Raw genomic sequence first — 18052 nt, 5'->3', positions numbered from 1 at the left:
ATTAAAACTTTGCAAGGAATATTCTCTCTCAGAGCTTTTGTAGGAACTCCTACAAAAAAATCTTACGGGGATCCTTCTTCATTCTAAATCGCTTTTTTAACTTGTGGGTAAGGTTAAGCTGATTTCGGGTGGAGGTGGCGGGTTAACTCAATGCGACGCTCTTTACGGATCGCGTCGCAGGGAAAAAATCGGTGAACTTTTCTCTATCAGAAAAACCTTATCTTTGCAAGGAAAAAGTTCCCTCTCCCTTTTGTAGGAATTCCTACAAAAATTCTTATCCTTGCGAAAAGGGTAATTTTGTGATCGAGGAAGTTCTTCCGAGTTTTTCCCTGAAACTCCGGTTCGAAGAGGTCGTTGCACTTAATCCCTTTCTTCTCCTTAAGTCGCTCTTCTCGACGAAGAATTCTTTAAATAAAAAAACTTTTCCCTAAGATTGAGAACAAAAGACTGGAAAAAACGAAAAAAGATCAAGAGGCCTATTACTATGACTAAAGTTCCAAATAAACCCTTTGCAGAACTTGCGCCCGGAACGCCCGTTTCCAAGGATCAGGTAAAAAGAAATATCTACGGAAGATATCTGGAAGAATTTACCGAAGGAGAAATTTTCGAACACCCGAGAGAGATCACGATCGATCGTGCTTTCGCTCAAGAATTTGCGACCACCTTTATGGATGCAAACCCCCTTTTCCTTTCCGCCGCTTACGCCCAAGCCCATGGTTTTCAGGATATGCTCGTATCCTCTCTTCAAGTTTTTAATATCGCACTTTCTCTCGGAGTTCAAAATGATTCCGAAAAAGCCCTCGCGAATCTCGGTTATTACAACGTTCAATTTTTAAAACCGGTTTATCCGGGAGACACACTTTCCGCGAAGACAAAAATTCTCAAAGTGGACGACAAAGGACCGGACAAACCCGGGATCGTAAGCGTTCGTACGCTCTGTTTAAATCAAAAGAAAGAATTGGTTCTTCAGTATGAAAGAAAAATTATGATCTATCAATCCAACGGAAAACCGAAAGGAAATCCGAAGCCCGTGATCAAAGATGCTTTTTTTCCGGAAACCGACGCACCCGTTATCGAACTTCCGGCATTAAAATTTCCGAACGACTTCAAATCCGCGACCTGGTCCGATACTTATTTTGAGAGTTTCAAACCAGGACAGATCTATATCCATCAAAACGGAAGAACAATCACAGACGAACATTTCCCTTGGACTTACAGAGTCGGAAACACACACCCTCTTCACTATGACAAACTTTATTCCGCGGGAATTTCCGGCCCTATGGGTGGAGAACCCGTCGTCTACGGAGGACTCGTCTTTGCGTGGTTATGTGGAATGGCGTCCAGAGACATTACGGAAAACATGATCTGGGATCTTGGATTTACGGAAGGATATCACACTCAACCTTCGTTTAGCGGAGACACAGTTACTGCAATCACGAGAGTTCTTTCCGTAGAAGATAGAGGAACCGATTTTGGAATTCCTGCCGGTGCGGTACATCTGCAAATCATCGGTCTGAAAAATATCAAAGCAAACGATGCTTTTGAAAAATTCGGAGAAGACCTTTTTCTAAAAGAAAATGAAAAGAAAAAACACGGAAAAGAAAAACTCGCCGAGAAAATTTTCGAAATCGAACGAAAAATCTTAGTCAAGAAAAAAGGGTAATCTTTTCCCAACGCCTCCGTTGATCAAAACGGGGGCGTTTTTATATCTACGAAGGCGGCCATCCGATGTTCCACTTCCTTATATTCCTATTTTAGAATGTTTTGAGATTCGGATTTTTTAGAGACTTTTTTTTCCTTTAGAGCTTACAAGATCCTTTTATAAAACTTCCCGAAATTCTTATCAAAAGACAAACGTAAGGATTTTTTTTTAGAATCTGTTCTCGCAAATTCCAGAACGTCCGCGCAAAACGATGTAACGATTTTTATGAATGTCTCTCAAGAATTCTTAGAAAACCATTCTTATGGGAGTTCCCACATTCTCACTTTCCAAAATAGAATCCGATTCTTTTCAATTCTTCCAACAAAGGATCCTCCTCCGAAAAATTTTGACACGGACTTTAAGTCCGTTTTTCGATAGAATCACGGGTGATGTCGAATAGGAAGAAATTCGAATTTACAGTCCAAGACCTAAGGACCGCGATGATTCTTCATTTTTTAAAAAACTCTAAGGGGAGCTCCTACAGTTGTGATAGGTAGCAAAGGATTCTCCTATTTTTTCTTACCGCCCAAAACCTCGATCATCTCCGTTTTGAGTTCTTGAAAGTATTCGTTCTTCCCTGTAATCCGGAAAAGTTGCGAACTCCCCTGAAAAAGTTTTAGAATTTTTTTGGCGGCAGCGAGAGAATTTAGAGAAGGATCTAAATTTCCCTTTTTCTTTTCCGATTCAAAATACGATTCAAAAATTCGTATCCAACCTTCGATGATTTTGTCCGCGACAATTTCAAAATCCTCATTCTTCTCTTCTACGCTGTTGATAAAACGTGCGATCGGACAACCTAAAAATTTGCCGCTTTTCACTTGTTTTAAAAGAACTGCGCTCCAGGTGGAAATAAATTCCTCCCAGGAAGGAGCGCGTTCCATCATTCTTTGAAGACCGTTTTCAAAATTCTCACCCTGGAGTTTGAGATATTCCAGGGCGATTTCTTCCTTCGATTGAAAATAACGGTAAAAGCTGGCTTTGTGAGTCCCCGAGTCAGCGATGAGTTGGTTTGTGGAAGTTCCCGAATAACCTCTGTGGTAGAATAGATCCAAGGCAGAGGTCATCAGCCGATCGTAAGGATTACTCTGCTTTTCAAAATTCTGAACCATACAATAATTCAGAATCTCAGAAGCCGAAAAAAGTTCAAGAAAAACAAAAAATTGTAGACTAAATAGTCTACAATCAAATCAATTCAACATAGACCAATTGGTCTACCCAAGGAAACGCCCATGTCGGAACTGATTCTTACGGAAAAAAAAGGCTCCATTCTTCACATCGTCTTTAACAGACCGGAGGAACGAAACGCGTTCAACGTCGATATGCTCTTTGCTCTCAGCCGGGCCTACGATCAAATGGAAGCGGATCCTGAAATCCGAGTCGCTCTCGTTTACGCGAATGGAAAACAATTCACACTCGGCCTAGATCTGAAGAACGTCGCGGAATTCTTAAAAAAGGAAAGAAGATTTCCTCTTCCGGAAGAAAGCGTAAATCCCTGGGGAACCACGGGCCGTCGCCGAACCAAACCGGTAGTAGTCGCCGTTCACGGAATGTGTATCACACTCGGAATCGAACTCATGCTCGCGAGCGATATTCGAATCGCCGCCAAACGTTCAGTCTTTGCACAGGTTGAAGTACAAAGGGGAATTTTTCCTTTCGGCGGAGGAACGATGCGCTGGCCGGCTCAGTGCGGTTGGGGAAACGCGATGAAATACATTCTCACGGGAGAACCTTTCGAGGCGGAAGAAGCGCTCCGCATAGGCCTGATCCAGGAGATCGTAGAAAAAAACGAACTCGTCTCAAGAGGAATTCAACTCGCGGAAAAAATCGCGGCCCAGGCTCCCCTCGGAGTTTTTGCAACCTTAAAATCGGCGATGGATTCGGTTCAATACGGCGAAAAAAAAGCCGCAGAAGACCTTTTCCCGCAGCTTCTCACCCTGATGGATTCCAAGGACGCGGAAGAAGGACTCCAATCCTTTGTGGAAAAAAGACAGGCAGTATTCCATGGAATCTAAATATTCCAATTTAATTATATTTCATAAGAATATGGAACCTACTTGTTTAGACAAAAACGTTTTTCTAAATCGGATCTTCCGTTAAGATCGGAAAAACCCGTATACTTAAAATTTTAAAAAGAAAAGATTCAATCCGTCTTTGGAAAAAAAGCAAGAAAGAACAATGGAAAATCAAAAAGAGCGATCTTACTTTTTCGATTAAGAACCAATTTAAAATCGAACCTATCAAAATTTCAAAAAAAGAAGGAGAACCCATGAAACGAATCGTATTCAAAAAAAGGAATGTTTTAGAATGGGAAGAAGTTCCCGAACCCAGAATCCAGGGAAACAACCAAGCAGTCGTTCGGCCGCTCGCGGTTTCTCGCTGCGATTTGGACATCCCCATTCTCCAAGGTCATACTCTCATGCGCCCCGGATTTCCGATAGGACACGAATTTGTCGGAGAAATTCTGGAATCAAGTCCGGAGATCTCAAACCAATATCCGAAAGGAACCAAGGTCATCATTCCGTTTCAGATCTCTTGCGGCTTTTGTCCGGATTGTACTGGAGGTCATTCGAAAGCCTGTACTTCCGTTCCTTTTGCGAGTCACTACGGAATGGGGGCGTCCGCAAAAGAATTCGGAGGTGCACTTGCCGAAAAGATTTGGATTCCCTACGCAAAACAAATGCTCATCCCCTTGCCTAAAGGACTCGATCCGATCGCACTCGCGGGAATCAGCGACAATATCGTGGAAGCTTGGAAGCTCGTCGGTCAGTGGTTGGAAAAAAAACCGAACTCTCCGGTGATGATTCTCGGAGGTTTTGCTTCCAGCATTTCTCTTTATTCTGCGTCTCTCGCCGTGGGAATGGGTTCTTCGGAGGTTTTGTTTTTAGACAACGATCCGGAAAGACTGAAAATCGCGGAGTCGCTCGGCGCGACCGCCGTTCCTTATTCTACTCTTCCAAAATCCTGGGACAAAAAATTTCCTCTGATCGTAGATTGCCACGGATTAAAGGAAGGGATGAACTTCGCGCTCAAATCCCTTTCCACCGAAGGAATCTACGGAAGTGCGGCCATTTTTTGGACCAATAAATTAGAAATTCCTTATTTAGAATTGTATAATACGGGAGCGACCCTTAAAATCGGAAGGGTAGATTCCAGAGAACACATTCCAAAAATTTTAGAAAAAATCGAAGAGAAAAAAATCCATCCCGAGAAGGTCGTCACCGCGACATGCAATTTCGAGGAAGCGATCCACGCCTGGCCGGAACCGTCGGTGAAACTCGTAGTAAATATGGATTCTTGACCTTGTGAAACCCACTTTGCTCCTTCGGAGGAACCAGATCTCTTCCGGGGAGTCTTTTTTTTTAAGACTTGTAGGAGTTCCTACACGGGACTTTTTACTTGCAAAAAGGGTGATTCTGTGATAAAGGAAAATCTCCCGAATTTTTCCGCCCCCCGCCCCTCCACCCGAAATTTGGGCGGGGCTTTCGTTTTACAGAGGATTGTCGTTGTTACGACTGATTTTTCTTAAGATTTAAGTCCACTTTGAAGCGTAAGGTTTTATGCGAGTTCCGTGCGCGACCTTTACTGCAAGACGTCGTAACTACGACGATTCTTCTAAAAAAATGAAAGTCTATTTTTCGGAAATGGAAACGTTTGTTTTTATCTTTCTAACGTCGCGCTCATCGAACCCTTTGAGTTCGACATTCTCGGATCGGCGCCGTAGGTGAGGATTCTTTCCTGAACGTGTTCTGCGTGTTCAAATTCTCCGGAAAAAACAACGGTTCTTTTTTCCTGATCGACTTGGACCGCGTGTAAGAACGCCTTCTCCACCGACATCGTACAGATTTCCATGAGCATTTCGATTACGTATTCATAGGTATGTTCGTTGTCGTCCCAGAGAACCACTTTCCAAGGCCCCCCGGTAGACTTTGTGGATTCCTCGGTGATTTCGTTTAAGTCAGGAGTTTGTGTGCTCGCCATCTTTCAACTCGATGTCCAAGAAATAAAAAAGGAAGAATTTTGTTCGATTCAACTCCACGGCTTTTCTCGTCGCCCTTGATGGAGCGCCGATCCAAAAACTTCTCCCTTCTTTTTTTGCGATCCATAGAATCTCAGTTTGTAAAAACTCCGGAATCGATCGCAGAAGAATGAGGGGAAACATTATCCTTTGAGTTGAATCGCTTTTTTCGCAGTCTCAACGATATTTTTAGAACGAAGACCGAAATAGTCCAGAAGTTCCTTCCAGGTTCCTGACTTTCCAAACTGGTCCTTCATTCCCACTTTGAGAATGTGAACCGGAAATTCTTCCGAAAGGAATTCACTCACCGCAGAACCGAGTCCACCGACAACGTTGTGTTCTTCACAAGTTACGACTGCCCTGCACTGTTTCGCGTATTTTAAAATCGTTTCTTTGTCGATCGGCTTGATCGTAGCCATATTGAGAAGCGTAGCGGAAATTCCTTCTTTTGAAAGTTCCTCGACCGCTTTCATGGCTTCGCTTACGATCACCCCGTTTGCGATGATGAGAACGTCTTTTCCTTCTCTCATCACTTCGGCCTTACCGATCACGAATTGATAATTTTCCCTCTCGATCACGGGAACATTTGGGCGTCCCACACGAACATAAACCGGACCTTTGTAGTCCGCGATCGCGTGGATGATCTGTTTGCATTCGTTGTAGTCGGCAGGACAGATCACAGTCATTTCAGGAATCGCTCTCATGATAGCGAAATCTTCGATACACTGGTGGGAAGCTCCGTCCTCACCCACAGTGATTCCGCCATGAGACGCTACTAATTTTACATTTAAGAATGGGTAGACGACGCTGTTTCGAACGACTTCCCAGGCTCTTCCCGCGAGAAACATCGCAAAAGAAGAAGCAAACGGAGTCATCCCGGAAAGTGCAAGCCCGGCGGCATGACCGACTAAATTCTGTTCGGCGACACCTACGTTGAAAAAACGTTCCGGAAAGGCTTTTGCAAACTTATTAGTCTTTGTGGATCCGGAAAGATCCGCGTCCAGGACGACTACGTCCGGGCGGGAAACCCCGAGTTCGTGCAGTGCATCCCCGTAACCGTCACGGGTTGCTTTTTCTGTCGCAGTTGCTGTACTGGGGGCTCCCATCTTCTTCTTAACCCTTTAACGCCGCGGCTTTGTCGGTTTCTTCCCAAGTAAAGGTGGAACCCTTTCTTCCGAAGTGACCATAAGACGCAGTCTCTCTGTATTTTCTTCCCTTTTCTAAGAGTTTTAGGGATTCGATGATTCCTCTCGGAGTCAGTCTGAAATTGGCGCGGATTCTTTTTACGAGTTCTTCTTCGGAAATTTTTCCAGTTCCAAAAGTGTCCACGTGAACCGAAACCGGTTCCGCAACTCCGATCGCGTAGGCAAGTTGTACTTCGCACTTGTCCGCAAGCCCGGAAGCCACGACGTTCTTTGCGATATAACGTCCCATATACGCCGCAGAACGGTCCACTTTGGAAGGATCCTTTCCGGAGAAAGCCCCACCACCGTGTCTTCCGTATCCGCCGTAAGTATCTACGATGATCTTTCTTCCCGTTAAACCGGCGTCTCCGTGAGGACCGCCGATGATAAACTGGCCCGTAGGATTGATAAAATATTTCGTGTCCTTGAGGAGATTTGCAGGGATGACCTTTTTGATACACTCTTCGATCAAAGATTCTTCGATCTGTTTGTGAGTTACGTCCGGAGAATGTTGAGTGGAAATTACGACCGTGTCGATTCTCACCGGTTTTCCGTCTTTGTATTCAACGGTGACCTGAGACTTTGCGTCCGGTCTTAAGAATTTAAGTTTATTAGAATGTCTGAGTTCCGCTAAGTGTTTTACCAATTCGTGAGAATAGTAAATCGGCATCGGCATGAGTTCCGGAGTTTCGTTGATCGCGAAACCGAACATCAAACCCTGATCGCCGGCTCCCTGCTCTTTGAAAAGTCCTTCCCCTTCGGTCACACCTTGGGAGATATCGGGACTCTGAGCGTGAACGTGAGCGGAAACTACAGCAAAGTCCGCGTCAAAACCCATCGTAATGTCGTTATAGCCGATATCGCGAATTACGTTTCTCGCGATTTCTTGAGCGTCCACTTTACCTTTACTCGTAATTTCACCCGCGATCACTACTAAATTCGTGGTCACCAAGGTTTCACAAGCAACTCGAGACTTTGGATCTTGCTCCAAATACGCATCTAGAATCGCATCGGAAATTTGGTCGCAAACCTTATCTGGATGGCCTTCTCCGACCGATTCCGAAGTAAAAATAAAATCTTTTAAAGACATCTGTTCTTCCTGATGGGTGAAATTGACAGGGTAACCTTACTAGGAACCCGCTTTCATTCCAAAAACCTATGGATTCCTTCAGTGTCAAGAAGATCCAAACTATGTTCCCAATCGATTCTAGAACAAATTGAACCGTTTAGAGCAGAATTGAATTGAATCGAGAGCCGCCCGAATATTTTTAAGAAAGAATGAAAATCCGAGTCTCCGACATCAAAGTTAAGAATCGTATCCGAAAAGATTTGGGCGATCTTCGTCCCTTAAAAGAATCCATCCAGAAGTTAGGTCTTTTGCATCCGATTCTCATCGATTTGGACAATACCTTGATCTCGGGAGAAAGAAGACTCGAAAGCGTGAAGTTGCTCGGTTGGGAATACGTGGACGTTCGGATTGTAGACATTCGAAATAAAAAAGAAAGAGTCCAGATGGAGGCCGAAGAAAACAATATTCGTTTAGAATTTACTTCGGAAGAGCAAGAAAGAGTCCAGGAACTCCTTAAGAGGTATTCGTATTCAACAATCTTCGGAAGAATCCTTGCTTGGTTTTTGGATCTCTGGGACTGGATCAAACGATTTTTTCAAAAAAGTTGAATTCCACCGGTTCTTTGTTTCCTGATTTACAATTTTTTTCCAAAACGATACCAAGACTTGAATCGGAGCCTGTAACCATTCTCACGGATCTATTGCGACTTTTGATTCTCGTGAAAGTTCCTTTTTAATCGGATTCCATCACTTTCAGGTAAAAAATTATTCAATATTGATTTACAAAAAGTTCACGAGTCCATACCGTGATTTTCCTAACTAAGGAGAGTCTATGAAAAAACTTTCGATTTTGGCTATCTCCGTCGCACTCTTTGCAAGCATCACAGCTTGTGGAGCATTCGGCGGTCTGCCAAGCCTAAAAAGCTCTTTTGTACTGAGCGAGAGCACCATCCCAGGGACAAATGAAACAGTAAAAACCTTACTGCCCTACGGATCTGTAATCCATTACTATGGATACATCAAGCCAGGACAAGCGCCAGACGGTTTAGTCGATGGAAGCAAAAAAGCATACTACCTCTACGTTTGGGTTCCTGCTGTGATCGCTGAGATGGGAGTTCGTATGATTTCCCCAACAGGCGAAATCGGTGAGCCAGGCGACGGAGACCTAGTAAGTGACGCTTTCAAAGCTGCAACTCCAGAAGAAAAATCAATGCCAAGTTGGTTTGATACCTGGATTCGTGTTGAAAGAATGTCCGCTATTATGCCCGACCAAATCGCAAAAGCTGCGAAAGGAAAAGCACTTCAAAAGCTCGATGACGACGATGACGGAGATGATACTTACAAAGAAGAGAGACATGCAAAATACAACTCTCTTACAAGAATTACCATCCCTAATCCTCCAAAATCTTTTGACGAACTGAAAAGTATCGATACTAAAAAACTTTTAGTAAGAGGTCTTTACAGAATTTCTTTCACTACCTACAAACCAGGTGAAGTGAAAGGATCTTTCGTTGCATCAGTTGGTCTGCTCTTCCCACCAGGTATTCCAGGTGTGAGCCCACTGATTCACTCAAATCCTGATGAACTGCAAAAACAAGCAGTAGCTGCCGAAGAGTCTTTGAAAAAAGCTGCAGCTGACGCTACTAAGTAATTCACACTTAGTTTTACAGTTGTTTAAGGTAAAAAGCCGCCGCAAGGCGGCTTTTTTTATTCCATCGTATTTTTGGAATACAATCCTTTTGGAAAGTGGTTTCTAAAAGAAGCGTGATCGCCTCCGGCAATCGGTTTTTCCAAATCGAATCGTAAATCACAAAACTCGCAAATCAAAACGACGGTTCCTTTTTCGTCTCGGAATCAAAGCTGAATCCTTTTTTTTTGAACGGGTTTGTTCAGGGCCTTAACACATCTCGATCTTTCACGCAAGTGGAAAAGGGCCTTGCAATAGGAACGCCAAAAGTTTTTGCAGGAGTTCCCACAAAAGGATTTTAACTTACAAAAAGGAGAATTTTCCGATCGAGAAAATCTCGATGTTCCTACGCCACGCCGCATAGAGTGCTTGCGATTCATAGAGAACCCAGCATCGAGTGATTCCCCCTCGGCCCTGTATTTTGCTTACGATGATCGCCGATGATAGGCGCGTTTTCAGGGTGGTTGCCGTTTTCCGACCGATTGGTCTCGTAGATATTCAGTGTTGTTTGGGCGAAATAAAAACAGAAAGAGAAAAAAATCCGGTTCGAAAATCGGTGACAGTCTTATTGAGGTGAAAAATCGAATCGGGTAAGACGGGAATTTCTCACGATCCAGCTTTGAATCTTCTTGCTTTTCACCTAAATCGGATTCAATCTGAAACCAGGTCTTTAGTTTTCCACGATCCTTCCTTCCCTAAAAAACGGAAGAATTTTGGAGATAAGGAATTCTTCTTCGGAATTCTCCAAACGACGTTCGATAGAAAAGAATTTCGGTTTTCAGAGTTTGGATCCGATTCCGGAGTGACAATAAGACTAAAATCAATCTGAACATAAGTTCACAAAGGATTTGAAATGATAGAGAACAATTATTTTTCAGAAAACGCGGATCTTCAAGAAAACTTTCAATCGATCGTAGATTGGAAGGAAATTATCGACGGTTTTGAAGGCGACTTCGAAGACCACAAAGAATATCAAAAAACCGGAAAAGACGAACTCGCGATGGCGCCCGGTTCTTACGAAGACGCATTAGAATATTATAAATCGATTTTAGAATCCGGAGGAGACATCGCCGGAAAACAGATCGCCCCTCTTGCAAAAGACATGGACCTGGAAGGACTCAAATATTCTTCCGGTAAGGTCACGTTTCCCGAGGCAATGGTAAAAGGAATCAATCAAGTCAAAGAAGCCGGGATTCTTCCTTACAGTATCGGAAGACATCATGGAGGACTCGGGATTCCCGCGACCGTTCAAACCATGATGATGGAAGTATTTTCCAGAGCCGACGCTTCCTTTGCGATCACCTTGGGTTGTCTCAACCTCGCCGAGACGATCGAAAGATTCGGATCTCCGGAAATGGTGGAAGAATACGTTCCAAAGATGGCGAGCGGAGAATTGTTCGGCGCGATGGCTCTCACTGAACCCAACTACGGATCGGACCTTCCCAACCTCCAAACCAAGGCAATCAAAGACGCGAACGGAGTCTGGAGACTCACGGGAGCAAAACGTTTTATCACCCACGGCTGCGGCTTCGAAGGAATTCCTGCGGTGATTCTTACGCTTGCAAGAACCGGAACTCCTACAAGCGGTGCGAGAGGACTTTCTTTTTTCCTCGTTAAAAGTTCCGATGTTTTTATAGCCGGAATCGAGAAAAAGATGGGCCTACACTGTTCACCGACCTGCGAAGTCGTTTATGAAAATTCGCCCGGAATTCTGATCGGAGAAGAAGGTTACGGTTTGGTTCGTTATTCTATGGCGATGATGAACGGAGCGAGACTTTCCATCGCGGCTCAGGCTATGGGAATCGCCACCGCCGCTTATATGGAAGCAAAAAAATACGCTTCCGAGAGAGAACAATTCGGAAAGACGATTCAAAATATCCCTGCGGTAAAAAAGATGCTTTCCGCAATGGACCGCGAAATCGCAGGAATGAGAGCGATTCTTCTCGAGGCTTCCCGTTCGATCGATCTCTATCACTGGAAATCCGAAAGAATGAAAGAACAAGGAGTGGACGAAAAGGAAATTCGAAAGGACGAAACCATTCGTAAATGGGAAAAGTTGGCGAACCTTTTTACTCCATTATCAAAGTATTATATTACAGAACTTGCAAATAAAATCGCTTATGACGGTCTCCAGATCCACGGCGGGGCGGGCTTTACATACGACTATGACATTTCCAGAATTTATAGAGACGTAAGAATTACGAACATCTACGAAGGAACGACTCAACTCCAAGTTGTAGCCGCCATCGGAGGAATCGTTTCCGGAATGTCCGCAAAAGGTCATCTGCGTCAATACTTCGAGGAAGAATTCTCCAGGATTTCGCCTTCTTCCCTTTTGATCGAAAACAAGGAAACGTTTGAGAAAATCGTGGAAGCATATACATCCGTGGAAAATTCCTCTTTGAGAGACGAGATCGCTTTTGAAGTCGTAGAATCGACCGCTCGGATTTTGATCGGACTTCTCCTGGAAAGATCCGTAACCCGCCTGAAGGGAGACGCGAAGGACAAGAAGGTTCTTCTTGCAAGAGAATACAATCTGGAGTCCAAGTCGATTCTCGCGGCAAATAAGATCGAAATCGAAAATCGTCAAGGCCAACTGACTTTCGCTTAACGATTTCCGTGAAAGAATTCTCCGATTTAGTTTGAAGCGATTCGGAGAATTCTTCGCGAGAGGCCTACATCTATGGTTTAAAAAGTCGTTGTGTGATCGAAGCCGCAGATCCGGATAACGCGGAAATTCGGATTCAGATACTTGTATTTATCATATCCATAAAGGATGCCGACATTGTTTGCCGCCGTCTCCATTCATTCCTATTTACAGCGTGTTCACTCCATTCATACAAAATTTATTGATTTTTCCATATTGAAAGCCGTCTTTTTCTCTGTAAAACTTTACTTCTAAGGATATCTACCGTGAATGAAACCGCTATAACGAGTATTGTCGTTGGAATTGGCGTAGCGTTGGCGATGGCGCTGATTGCACGTCGTGGAAAGAAATTAGAGCCGCTAATTGTTAAAGAACTCCAAACTGCCGGAGGCGCGTTGACATTGCCCGAACTTGTTAAACGAATCGGTCTTAAGGATTCATTCATCAACCGAGGTAAAGTGATCCAAGCCGTAACGCCGATGATTTCACGGGGTGAACTCGTTGAAATCGATGATCCGAATGCGACGGTCAAAAATAGATTGGATCTTAAACAATTTCGACTTAAATAGAACTATGGAACGATCCGTTTAAATATATATGGATAACACGGATCGTTTTAGTGTCGCAACTTTCCGAATTCTGAATATATTGGATGAACTCGAAATCGAGACGCTTCATTCATCTGATCGTTAAAGGCAAAACATCGGTTCCAAAAGTTTTTTGGAGACGTCCCGAATCTTCGGACTGAAACTCCCGCAAGGTATATCTCCATGAGAGCTTCTTCCGCCGAACCTCTTACCTGCTTCAATTTTTTTTTGAATTTGCATCCACTTGGATCATTTTCAAGTGCACCTTTTTCTCATTTTGGTTCTTCTTTTTTTGAAATTTGCTCGTCACAATCTCAATCGGAAAAAAAACCTTCTCATGATTCTTAAATTTACGAAAAAGATAAGACGCTATCTTTAGAGAAATAAAAGAAGCGTTTAGGATAACTCTCCGTTTTTTATCCGGCCTCTTCGTTTTCGAAAATCAATTTCCACCGATGGACTCGATTCGATCGGATTCTAAAATACGAACTCCGCTCGGTTCCTTTTGTGCGATCGTAATCATAGCTTTCGCGACGATCCTTCCGTGAATCGATCTGTATTTTCGGGTTCCCCCAAAAAGGAGAGGATTTACGACCTTAAATAAAAAATGTCCAACGGTTTCGCCCAAACGGACCTCTTCTCTTTCTCCTTCCAACAAAGAAGGACGAAAAATTCCCGTAAATGAAAAGCCGACGTTTTTAAGATCTCTTTCCATTTCACCCTTGACCCGATTGTAAAAGACCATCGATTTTATATCGGCGCCGAGCGCGCTTACGACTAAAAAGGATTTGGCTCCCGCCGCTTTTGCGAGTTTTGCAAGTTTGAGAACGTAATCGTAGTCTACCTTTCTAAAATTCTCCTGACTTCCCGCTTTGGAAATCGTGGTCCCCAAACTGCAAAATATATCCGTAATTCCCTTTGGTAACAATGTGGCAGATAACGTGTCATAATCCGCAACAATCTCCTCGGCTCCTTCGGTCGACCCGGATCTTCTTACAAGAGCATAGATCTTGGAATAGTCTCCGGAATGAGACAATTCTTCCAAAAGATATTTTCCGATCAGACCCGAAGCGCCGGCGACCAACGCGATTTTTTGACTCATTCTTCCTTTTTCTCCCGAAGCCTATCCGGAGACTTTGTCCTTGTCCCTTTTTTTATGAAAGAATTTTTTTCAAAAGATGTCCCTCGCCCCGGAAAGAATTGATTTCGAATCGTGAACTTTCTATCTTGAACCTTGTGAATCTATTTCATTCTTTTAAAAACGCGCTGCACATTTTGGACCGAAAGTCCATGCCGGATTCGGTATTGGAAGTATTAAAAAAAGAGGAATTGAACGGGATCGTCATCACCAACTACTTCCGCTATCTCATCGCTTTCTTTTTCGCGATTCAAGTGATCGCCAATCTGGATGCGGGAAGTAAAACGACGAACCTGATCGCGTTTTCGGCTTATCTGATTTTAACCGTTACCCATACGATCGTGATCCGTGCCTTTCCGGATTCTATCATTTCCATTTTTAACTATATCACCCTGATCGCAGAATACATTCTCATTCTGCTCATTCTTCTTTTTTATACCTTTACCGTTCCAAACGTGGATTTCGGATTTACTCTGAAAAATCCGATCAATCTGTTTTATCTCTTCCCGATCATCTATTCCCTGTTACAGTTTCGGATTCGTTTCGTTTTTATCGGTCTTTTTCTTTTTTACGCTTTTTACTTCACGATTCTTTGGCTGGCTGTTTCTTCCGGAAAACTGACCTACGCGCAACACTGGGGAGAATACGTAAGCGGGCCTGCGGTTTTATTGGAGGATATCGTTACCGGGAAACCTACCTTGTATTTCGCGTTTTCCATTGTAATCGCGATGGGGATCTTTCGAACCGTTTCTATGGTTAGAAGAATCGGGATCGCAGAAGGTCAAAAGACTGAGCTCTCCAGATATTTTTCTCCGAAGATCGTTCACGAGATGATGGAGAATCCAAAAACTCTTCAGAGCGGAAATCGCCAGACTGTCAGTATTCTTTTTTTGGACATTCGAAATTTCACTTCCATGTCCGAAAATATGGACCCGAAGGAACTCAGCGAGCTTCTATCAGAATTTCGTAATATTATGATGGAATGTGTTTTTGAAAACAACGGAACCCTGGACAAATATATCGGAGACGCGGTGATGGCGACTTTCGGAACCCCTCATCCTTCTCCTTCCGCGGAAGTGGACGCAAGAAACGCGGTCGGTTGCGGAGTGATCATGCAGAAGCGTCTTTCCGAATGGAACTTTCTGCGCAAGTCCGAGGGGAAAACTCCGATCACGATCGGAATCGGAATTCATACCGGAGAAGTTTTCGCAGGCAACATAGGAAACGACCTTCACAGAGAATACACCGTTATCGGAGACGCCGTCAATACTGCTTCCCGCATCGAATCCCTCTGTAAACTTTTAAAGAAGTCGTTTTTGATTTCTAAGGAAACCATGGAGCTGTTAGGCGGAAAATATACCCTCAATCGAATGCCCCGCGTCAAGGTCAAAGGCAAAGAAGAACCGATCCAGGTTTACGAGGTTCTATGGGGCTAATTCACGACCCATAGGGAGTGAATTAGGCTAAAGCGAAGCGACGGCTCTTTACGAAGTAAAGAAATAGCGACCCATAGAGAGCGAATAACGGACTTGGAAAAACGAAAACTGAACCTCAATAGGAACCGTTTCGAAAGGAATAAATCTTTCGGATCAGATCTTTCACTTCAAAAAATTCTCCAGAAGAATAAATTAAGGCGGCCGATTCTCGAGCGAGAAACGCTTCCAAGGAATCCACCGCGCTCCAATCCTCTTCTCGAATACTCGCGGGATCCACATTGATCGCAAACATCTGAACGGACTTTTCAATCCACTCTACAATTTTTTTGACCTTACCTCCCTTCGGCTCCTCCTCGAGGACTTCCAAAATTTCTTGTTTGGTTTCAAGAAAAGTTTCGTGATCGTTCGCATAAAAAGAAACGAGGAAGGGTTTCTTTTTAGGATCGTAGCGAACTTGCATTTCAAAACCATCGGTGGAAACCTTTGAGACGTATTTCGGCTTCCGATCCCAATAAGCTCCTTCTTCAAAGAATTCTTGAATCAGTTTAGGTTCGATCTGAAGATTTTTTTTGGAGAATAAAAAAATGACAACGCTCATGATTTAGGAATTCGAAATTCCCCTAGCAGGCAACCGATGAAACTTTATTTTTACACCAACTTTTCTCTCGTTCGAGAAAACTAGATTTTTTTGTGGGAACTCCTATGCAAATACAATGGCAGAAAGAATCCGCAAAACGTGGGAACTCCTATGCAAATACAATGGCAGAAAGAATCCGCAAAACGTGGGAACTCCTATGCAAATACAATGCAGAAAGAATCCACGGAAATGTGGGAACTCCTATGCAAATTCTGTGACAGAAAGAATCCACAAAATGTGGGAACTCCTATGCAAATCTTGTGACAGAAAGAATCCACGAAATGTGGGAACTCCTATGCAAATCCTGTGATAGAAAGAATCCACAAAATGTAGGAACTCCTATGCAAATTCTGTGATAGAAAGAATCCACAAAATGTAGGAACTCCTATGCAAATCTTGTGACAGAAAAAATCCACAAAATGTGGGAACTCCTATGCAAATACAATGCAGAAAGAATCCAGGAAACGTGGGAACTCCTATATTTTTCAAACGACTTCCTCATTCAAAGGAATCTTCTTCTCCCGTATCGGAACTCATCGTCCGTTCGCAGTAAGCGAAAGGAGAAAGCCGATTCTCTTCAATGAACTGAAAGGAATCGATGAAATCGATCTTTCGAATCTCGCAGAGAAATTCGGGACTCACCTTTTGATCCGTTTTGATTTCGAAAAAAATCGCTTCTTGAGTTTCTCCGTAAGTGGCCTTCCCGAATTTCATCTCAACCGAACAAATCGTTTCCCTGAGTTTGCATTCTACGGTTTTAAAATCGGTCCCAGACCAAGTCACTTCAAACTGATTCTCCTCGTCTTTAACGAGGATCGAATGATTTTCCAGAACGCTCTTCAGAGGCTTTCGATAGAAATCCGCGTCGTAGTCTCCGTCTGTAAAATGATCTCGTTTCGCCCAACCGGAAAGGGTCCCGTTCGTGACCTTGATAAATGCACGTAAGTCGTGACTCGGCTCGGTTTCGTCGATCAATCGTACGCTTGTATTGAAAGGCAATTCTCCGATCTGTTTTGAATTCGGATCCGGTTTTTCCTGGAGAAGAATTCCGGATTTTGTAAAAACTCGAATCTTCTTGTTATAGGATAGATCGTTCGAGGAAAGAAAAACTTCCTTCCCGTTCCAAAGACATTTTGTATAAAGCGAACCGTATGTCCCACTTGCATTTTGTATTTCCCCGTCGGAATCGACTAACACCAAAATACGAGCACTTTTCGGGACGCGTTCTGCAAGATGTTCTCCGTGTAAGTCCGTCCCCGATCCGAAACCGACCATAAACGTAACGGGACAAGAATTCGTTTTGCGACAATCGTTTTTAAAGAAAAAGCAGTTTAAAAAAACCGAACATGAGAGAATCGGAAAAAAAACGAGGAAGGTTCTTCGAATTTGCATTCCGAAAAATCTGCATTTATTTGGAGTTCTGTCAATGGAAAAGAAAGGGGACCGATCTCTTTCGTTCCATCAAGGAGGAAAGATTTCGGCAAAGGATCAAGAGATTTTTTCAGTTGAAAATGTTCTGATTTTGTGCCCAGACAAAACGTCCTTAGAATCAAATCTCATCGATTGCAAAGTTTTTATTTCCAAATCCTCACTCACAAAGTAGGTTGAATTGCAAGTTCCGTCTTTCGGAAATACGACGAAGATTCAGAGTAAGAGTCGCTCATTCCGGCAGACGTTCCAAAGCAAACTATCTGAGTTTTTGCATACTTTTTCCCCAAATTGGAAAACAATAGAAATTCAACAAGAGTTCCAATCGAAATGTTTGTAGGAGTTACTACAAAAGCTCTGAGAGAGAATATTCCTTGCAAAATTATAATTCTGTGATATAGGAAAATCTCCGGGAGTTTTCCGCCCCCCGCCCCTCCACCCAAGAGCCTGTTGAAAAAGAGGTGCAATATTTACGAACCTGCTAGATTAGCACAATGGCAAAGTTCAAGAATACAGACCCGAA

16 protein-coding genes are annotated in these 18052 nt (G+C 43.4%); 9 read left to right on the top strand and 7 right to left on the bottom strand.

Annotation, left to right across the window (positions count from 1 at the left end; translation table 11 throughout):
- Nucleotides 1-484 precede the first annotated feature (484 nt).
- Nucleotides 485-1663, top strand: a complete 1179-nt coding sequence (locus tag JWG44_RS22160) for a MaoC family dehydratase (RefSeq protein ID WP_205277204.1) — start codon at nt 485-487, stop codon at nt 1661-1663.
- Nucleotides 1664-2211: 548 nt separating this feature from the next.
- On the opposite strand, the gene JWG44_RS22155 is transcribed toward JWG44_RS22160, so the two are convergent.
- Entirely contained in the window at nt 2212-2811 is a 600-nt protein-coding gene (locus JWG44_RS22155; protein WP_205277203.1) for a TetR/AcrR family transcriptional regulator, read from the bottom strand.
- Between the two features lie 120 nt (nt 2812-2931).
- Between JWG44_RS22155 and JWG44_RS22150 the strand changes: the two genes are divergently transcribed.
- Nucleotides 2932-3714: a crotonase/enoyl-CoA hydratase family protein gene (locus JWG44_RS22150; protein ID WP_205277202.1), complete on the top strand. Its 783-nt coding sequence runs from the start codon at nt 2932-2934 to the stop codon at nt 3712-3714.
- A gap of 254 nt (nt 3715-3968) precedes the next feature.
- The gene (locus JWG44_RS22145) at nt 3969-5000 is read left to right on the top strand and encodes a zinc-dependent alcohol dehydrogenase (protein ID WP_205277201.1); all 1032 of its coding nucleotides are present in this window, start codon (nt 3969-3971) and stop codon (nt 4998-5000) included.
- 359 nt (nt 5001-5359) lie between these two features.
- Here JWG44_RS22145 and JWG44_RS22140 read toward each other — a convergent pair whose 3' ends face one another.
- From JWG44_RS22140 to metK, 3 genes are all read right to left on the bottom strand, one after another.
- Nucleotides 5360-5680: an ATP-dependent Clp protease adaptor ClpS gene (locus JWG44_RS22140; RefSeq protein WP_100784299.1), complete on the bottom strand. Its 321-nt coding sequence runs from the start codon at nt 5678-5680 to the stop codon at nt 5360-5362.
- A 180-nt stretch (nt 5681-5860) separates the two neighbouring features.
- Nucleotides 5861-6823 (bottom strand): transketolase family protein, encoded by a 963-nt coding sequence (locus JWG44_RS22135; protein WP_205277200.1) that lies wholly within the window; start codon nt 6821-6823, stop codon nt 5861-5863.
- A 7-nt stretch (nt 6824-6830) separates the two neighbouring features.
- Nucleotides 6831-7991 (bottom strand): methionine adenosyltransferase, encoded by a 1161-nt coding sequence (metK, locus tag JWG44_RS22130; RefSeq protein ID WP_205277199.1) that lies wholly within the window; start codon nt 7989-7991, stop codon nt 6831-6833.
- A 188-nt stretch (nt 7992-8179) separates the two neighbouring features.
- Here metK and JWG44_RS22125 point away from each other — a divergent pair, with 188 nt between their 5' ends.
- From JWG44_RS22125 to JWG44_RS22110, 4 genes are all read left to right on the top strand, one after another.
- Nucleotides 8180-8578: a ParB N-terminal domain-containing protein gene (locus JWG44_RS22125; protein WP_205277198.1), complete on the top strand. Its 399-nt coding sequence runs from the start codon at nt 8180-8182 to the stop codon at nt 8576-8578.
- A gap of 223 nt (nt 8579-8801) precedes the next feature.
- Nucleotides 8802-9620, top strand: coding sequence for a major surface lipoprotein LipL32 (lipL32, locus tag JWG44_RS22120; RefSeq protein ID WP_205277197.1), 819 nt, complete (start codon nt 8802-8804; stop codon nt 9618-9620).
- An 889-nt stretch (nt 9621-10509) separates the two neighbouring features.
- Entirely contained in the window at nt 10510-12267 is a 1758-nt protein-coding gene (locus JWG44_RS22115; protein ID WP_205277196.1) for an acyl-CoA dehydrogenase family protein, read from the top strand.
- Nucleotides 12268-12623: 356 nt separating this feature from the next.
- On the top strand, nt 12624-12872 hold the full coding sequence (locus JWG44_RS22110; RefSeq protein WP_205277206.1) for a hypothetical protein: 249 nt from the start codon (nt 12624-12626) through the stop codon (nt 12870-12872).
- 460 nt (nt 12873-13332) lie between these two features.
- Here the strand turns inward: JWG44_RS22110 and JWG44_RS22105 are convergent, their stop codons facing one another.
- Nucleotides 13333-13992 (bottom strand): oxidoreductase, encoded by a 660-nt coding sequence (locus JWG44_RS22105; protein WP_205277195.1) that lies wholly within the window; start codon nt 13990-13992, stop codon nt 13333-13335.
- Between the two features lie 125 nt (nt 13993-14117).
- Between JWG44_RS22105 and JWG44_RS22100 the strand changes: the two genes are divergently transcribed.
- Nucleotides 14118-15464 carry an adenylate/guanylate cyclase domain-containing protein gene (locus tag JWG44_RS22100; protein WP_232371807.1) on the top strand — a complete coding sequence of 449 codons (1347 nt, stop codon included), beginning with the start codon at nt 14118-14120 and terminating at the stop codon, nt 15462-15464.
- A gap of 115 nt (nt 15465-15579) precedes the next feature.
- Here the strand turns inward: JWG44_RS22100 and JWG44_RS22095 are convergent, their stop codons facing one another.
- Nucleotides 15580-16062: a hypothetical protein gene (locus JWG44_RS22095; RefSeq protein ID WP_205277194.1), complete on the bottom strand. Its 483-nt coding sequence runs from the start codon at nt 16060-16062 to the stop codon at nt 15580-15582.
- Nucleotides 16063-16166: 104 nt separating this feature from the next.
- Between JWG44_RS22095 and JWG44_RS22090 the strand changes: the two genes are divergently transcribed.
- Nucleotides 16167-16319, top strand: a complete 153-nt coding sequence (locus tag JWG44_RS22090; protein ID WP_205277193.1) for a hypothetical protein — start codon at nt 16167-16169, stop codon at nt 16317-16319.
- A 280-nt stretch (nt 16320-16599) separates the two neighbouring features.
- Here the strand turns inward: JWG44_RS22090 and JWG44_RS22085 are convergent, their stop codons facing one another.
- Nucleotides 16600-17298 carry an SH3 domain-containing protein gene (locus JWG44_RS22085; RefSeq protein ID WP_205277192.1) on the bottom strand — a complete coding sequence of 233 codons (699 nt, stop codon included), beginning with the start codon at nt 17296-17298 and terminating at the stop codon, nt 16600-16602.
- Between the last annotated feature and the right edge of the window lie 754 nt (nt 17299-18052).

The organism is Leptospira ainazelensis, assembly GCF_016918785.1.
Classification (GTDB): Bacteria; Spirochaetota; Leptospiria; order Leptospirales; family Leptospiraceae; genus Leptospira; species Leptospira ainazelensis.
Note: the sequence above shows the minus strand (reverse complement) of the source record. Positions and strands in the feature narration are given on the sequence as shown.

Bases quoted from the DNA above. Each gene is read 5' to 3' on its own strand.
- JWG44_RS22160 (WP_205277204.1), top strand. From the start codon at position 485: ATGACTAAAGTTCCAAATAAACCCTTTGCAGAACTTGCGCCCGGAACG.
- JWG44_RS22155 (WP_205277203.1), bottom strand. From the start codon at position 2,811: ATGGTTCAGAATTTTGAAAAGCAGAGTAATCCTTACGATCGGCTGATG.
- JWG44_RS22150 (WP_205277202.1), top strand. From the start codon at position 2,932: ATGTCGGAACTGATTCTTACGGAAAAAAAAGGCTCCATTCTTCACATC.
- JWG44_RS22145 (WP_205277201.1), top strand. From the start codon at position 3,969: ATGAAACGAATCGTATTCAAAAAAAGGAATGTTTTAGAATGGGAAGAA.
- JWG44_RS22140 (WP_100784299.1), bottom strand. From the start codon at position 5,680: ATGGCGAGCACACAAACTCCTGACTTAAACGAAATCACCGAGGAATCC.
- JWG44_RS22135 (WP_205277200.1), bottom strand. From the start codon at position 6,823: ATGGGAGCCCCCAGTACAGCAACTGCGACAGAAAAAGCAACCCGTGAC.
- metK (WP_205277199.1), bottom strand. From the start codon at position 7,991: ATGTCTTTAAAAGATTTTATTTTTACTTCGGAATCGGTCGGAGAAGGC.
- JWG44_RS22125 (WP_205277198.1), top strand. From the start codon at position 8,180: ATGAAAATCCGAGTCTCCGACATCAAAGTTAAGAATCGTATCCGAAAA.
- lipL32 (WP_205277197.1), top strand. From the start codon at position 8,802: ATGAAAAAACTTTCGATTTTGGCTATCTCCGTCGCACTCTTTGCAAGC.
- JWG44_RS22115 (WP_205277196.1), top strand. From the start codon at position 10,510: ATGATAGAGAACAATTATTTTTCAGAAAACGCGGATCTTCAAGAAAAC.
- JWG44_RS22110 (WP_205277206.1), top strand. From the start codon at position 12,624: ATGGCGCTGATTGCACGTCGTGGAAAGAAATTAGAGCCGCTAATTGTT.
- JWG44_RS22105 (WP_205277195.1), bottom strand. From the start codon at position 13,992: ATGAGTCAAAAAATCGCGTTGGTCGCCGGCGCTTCGGGTCTGATCGGA.
- JWG44_RS22095 (WP_205277194.1), bottom strand. From the start codon at position 16,062: ATGAGCGTTGTCATTTTTTTATTCTCCAAAAAAAATCTTCAGATCGAA.
- JWG44_RS22090 (WP_205277193.1), top strand. From the start codon at position 16,167: ATGCAAATACAATGGCAGAAAGAATCCGCAAAACGTGGGAACTCCTAT.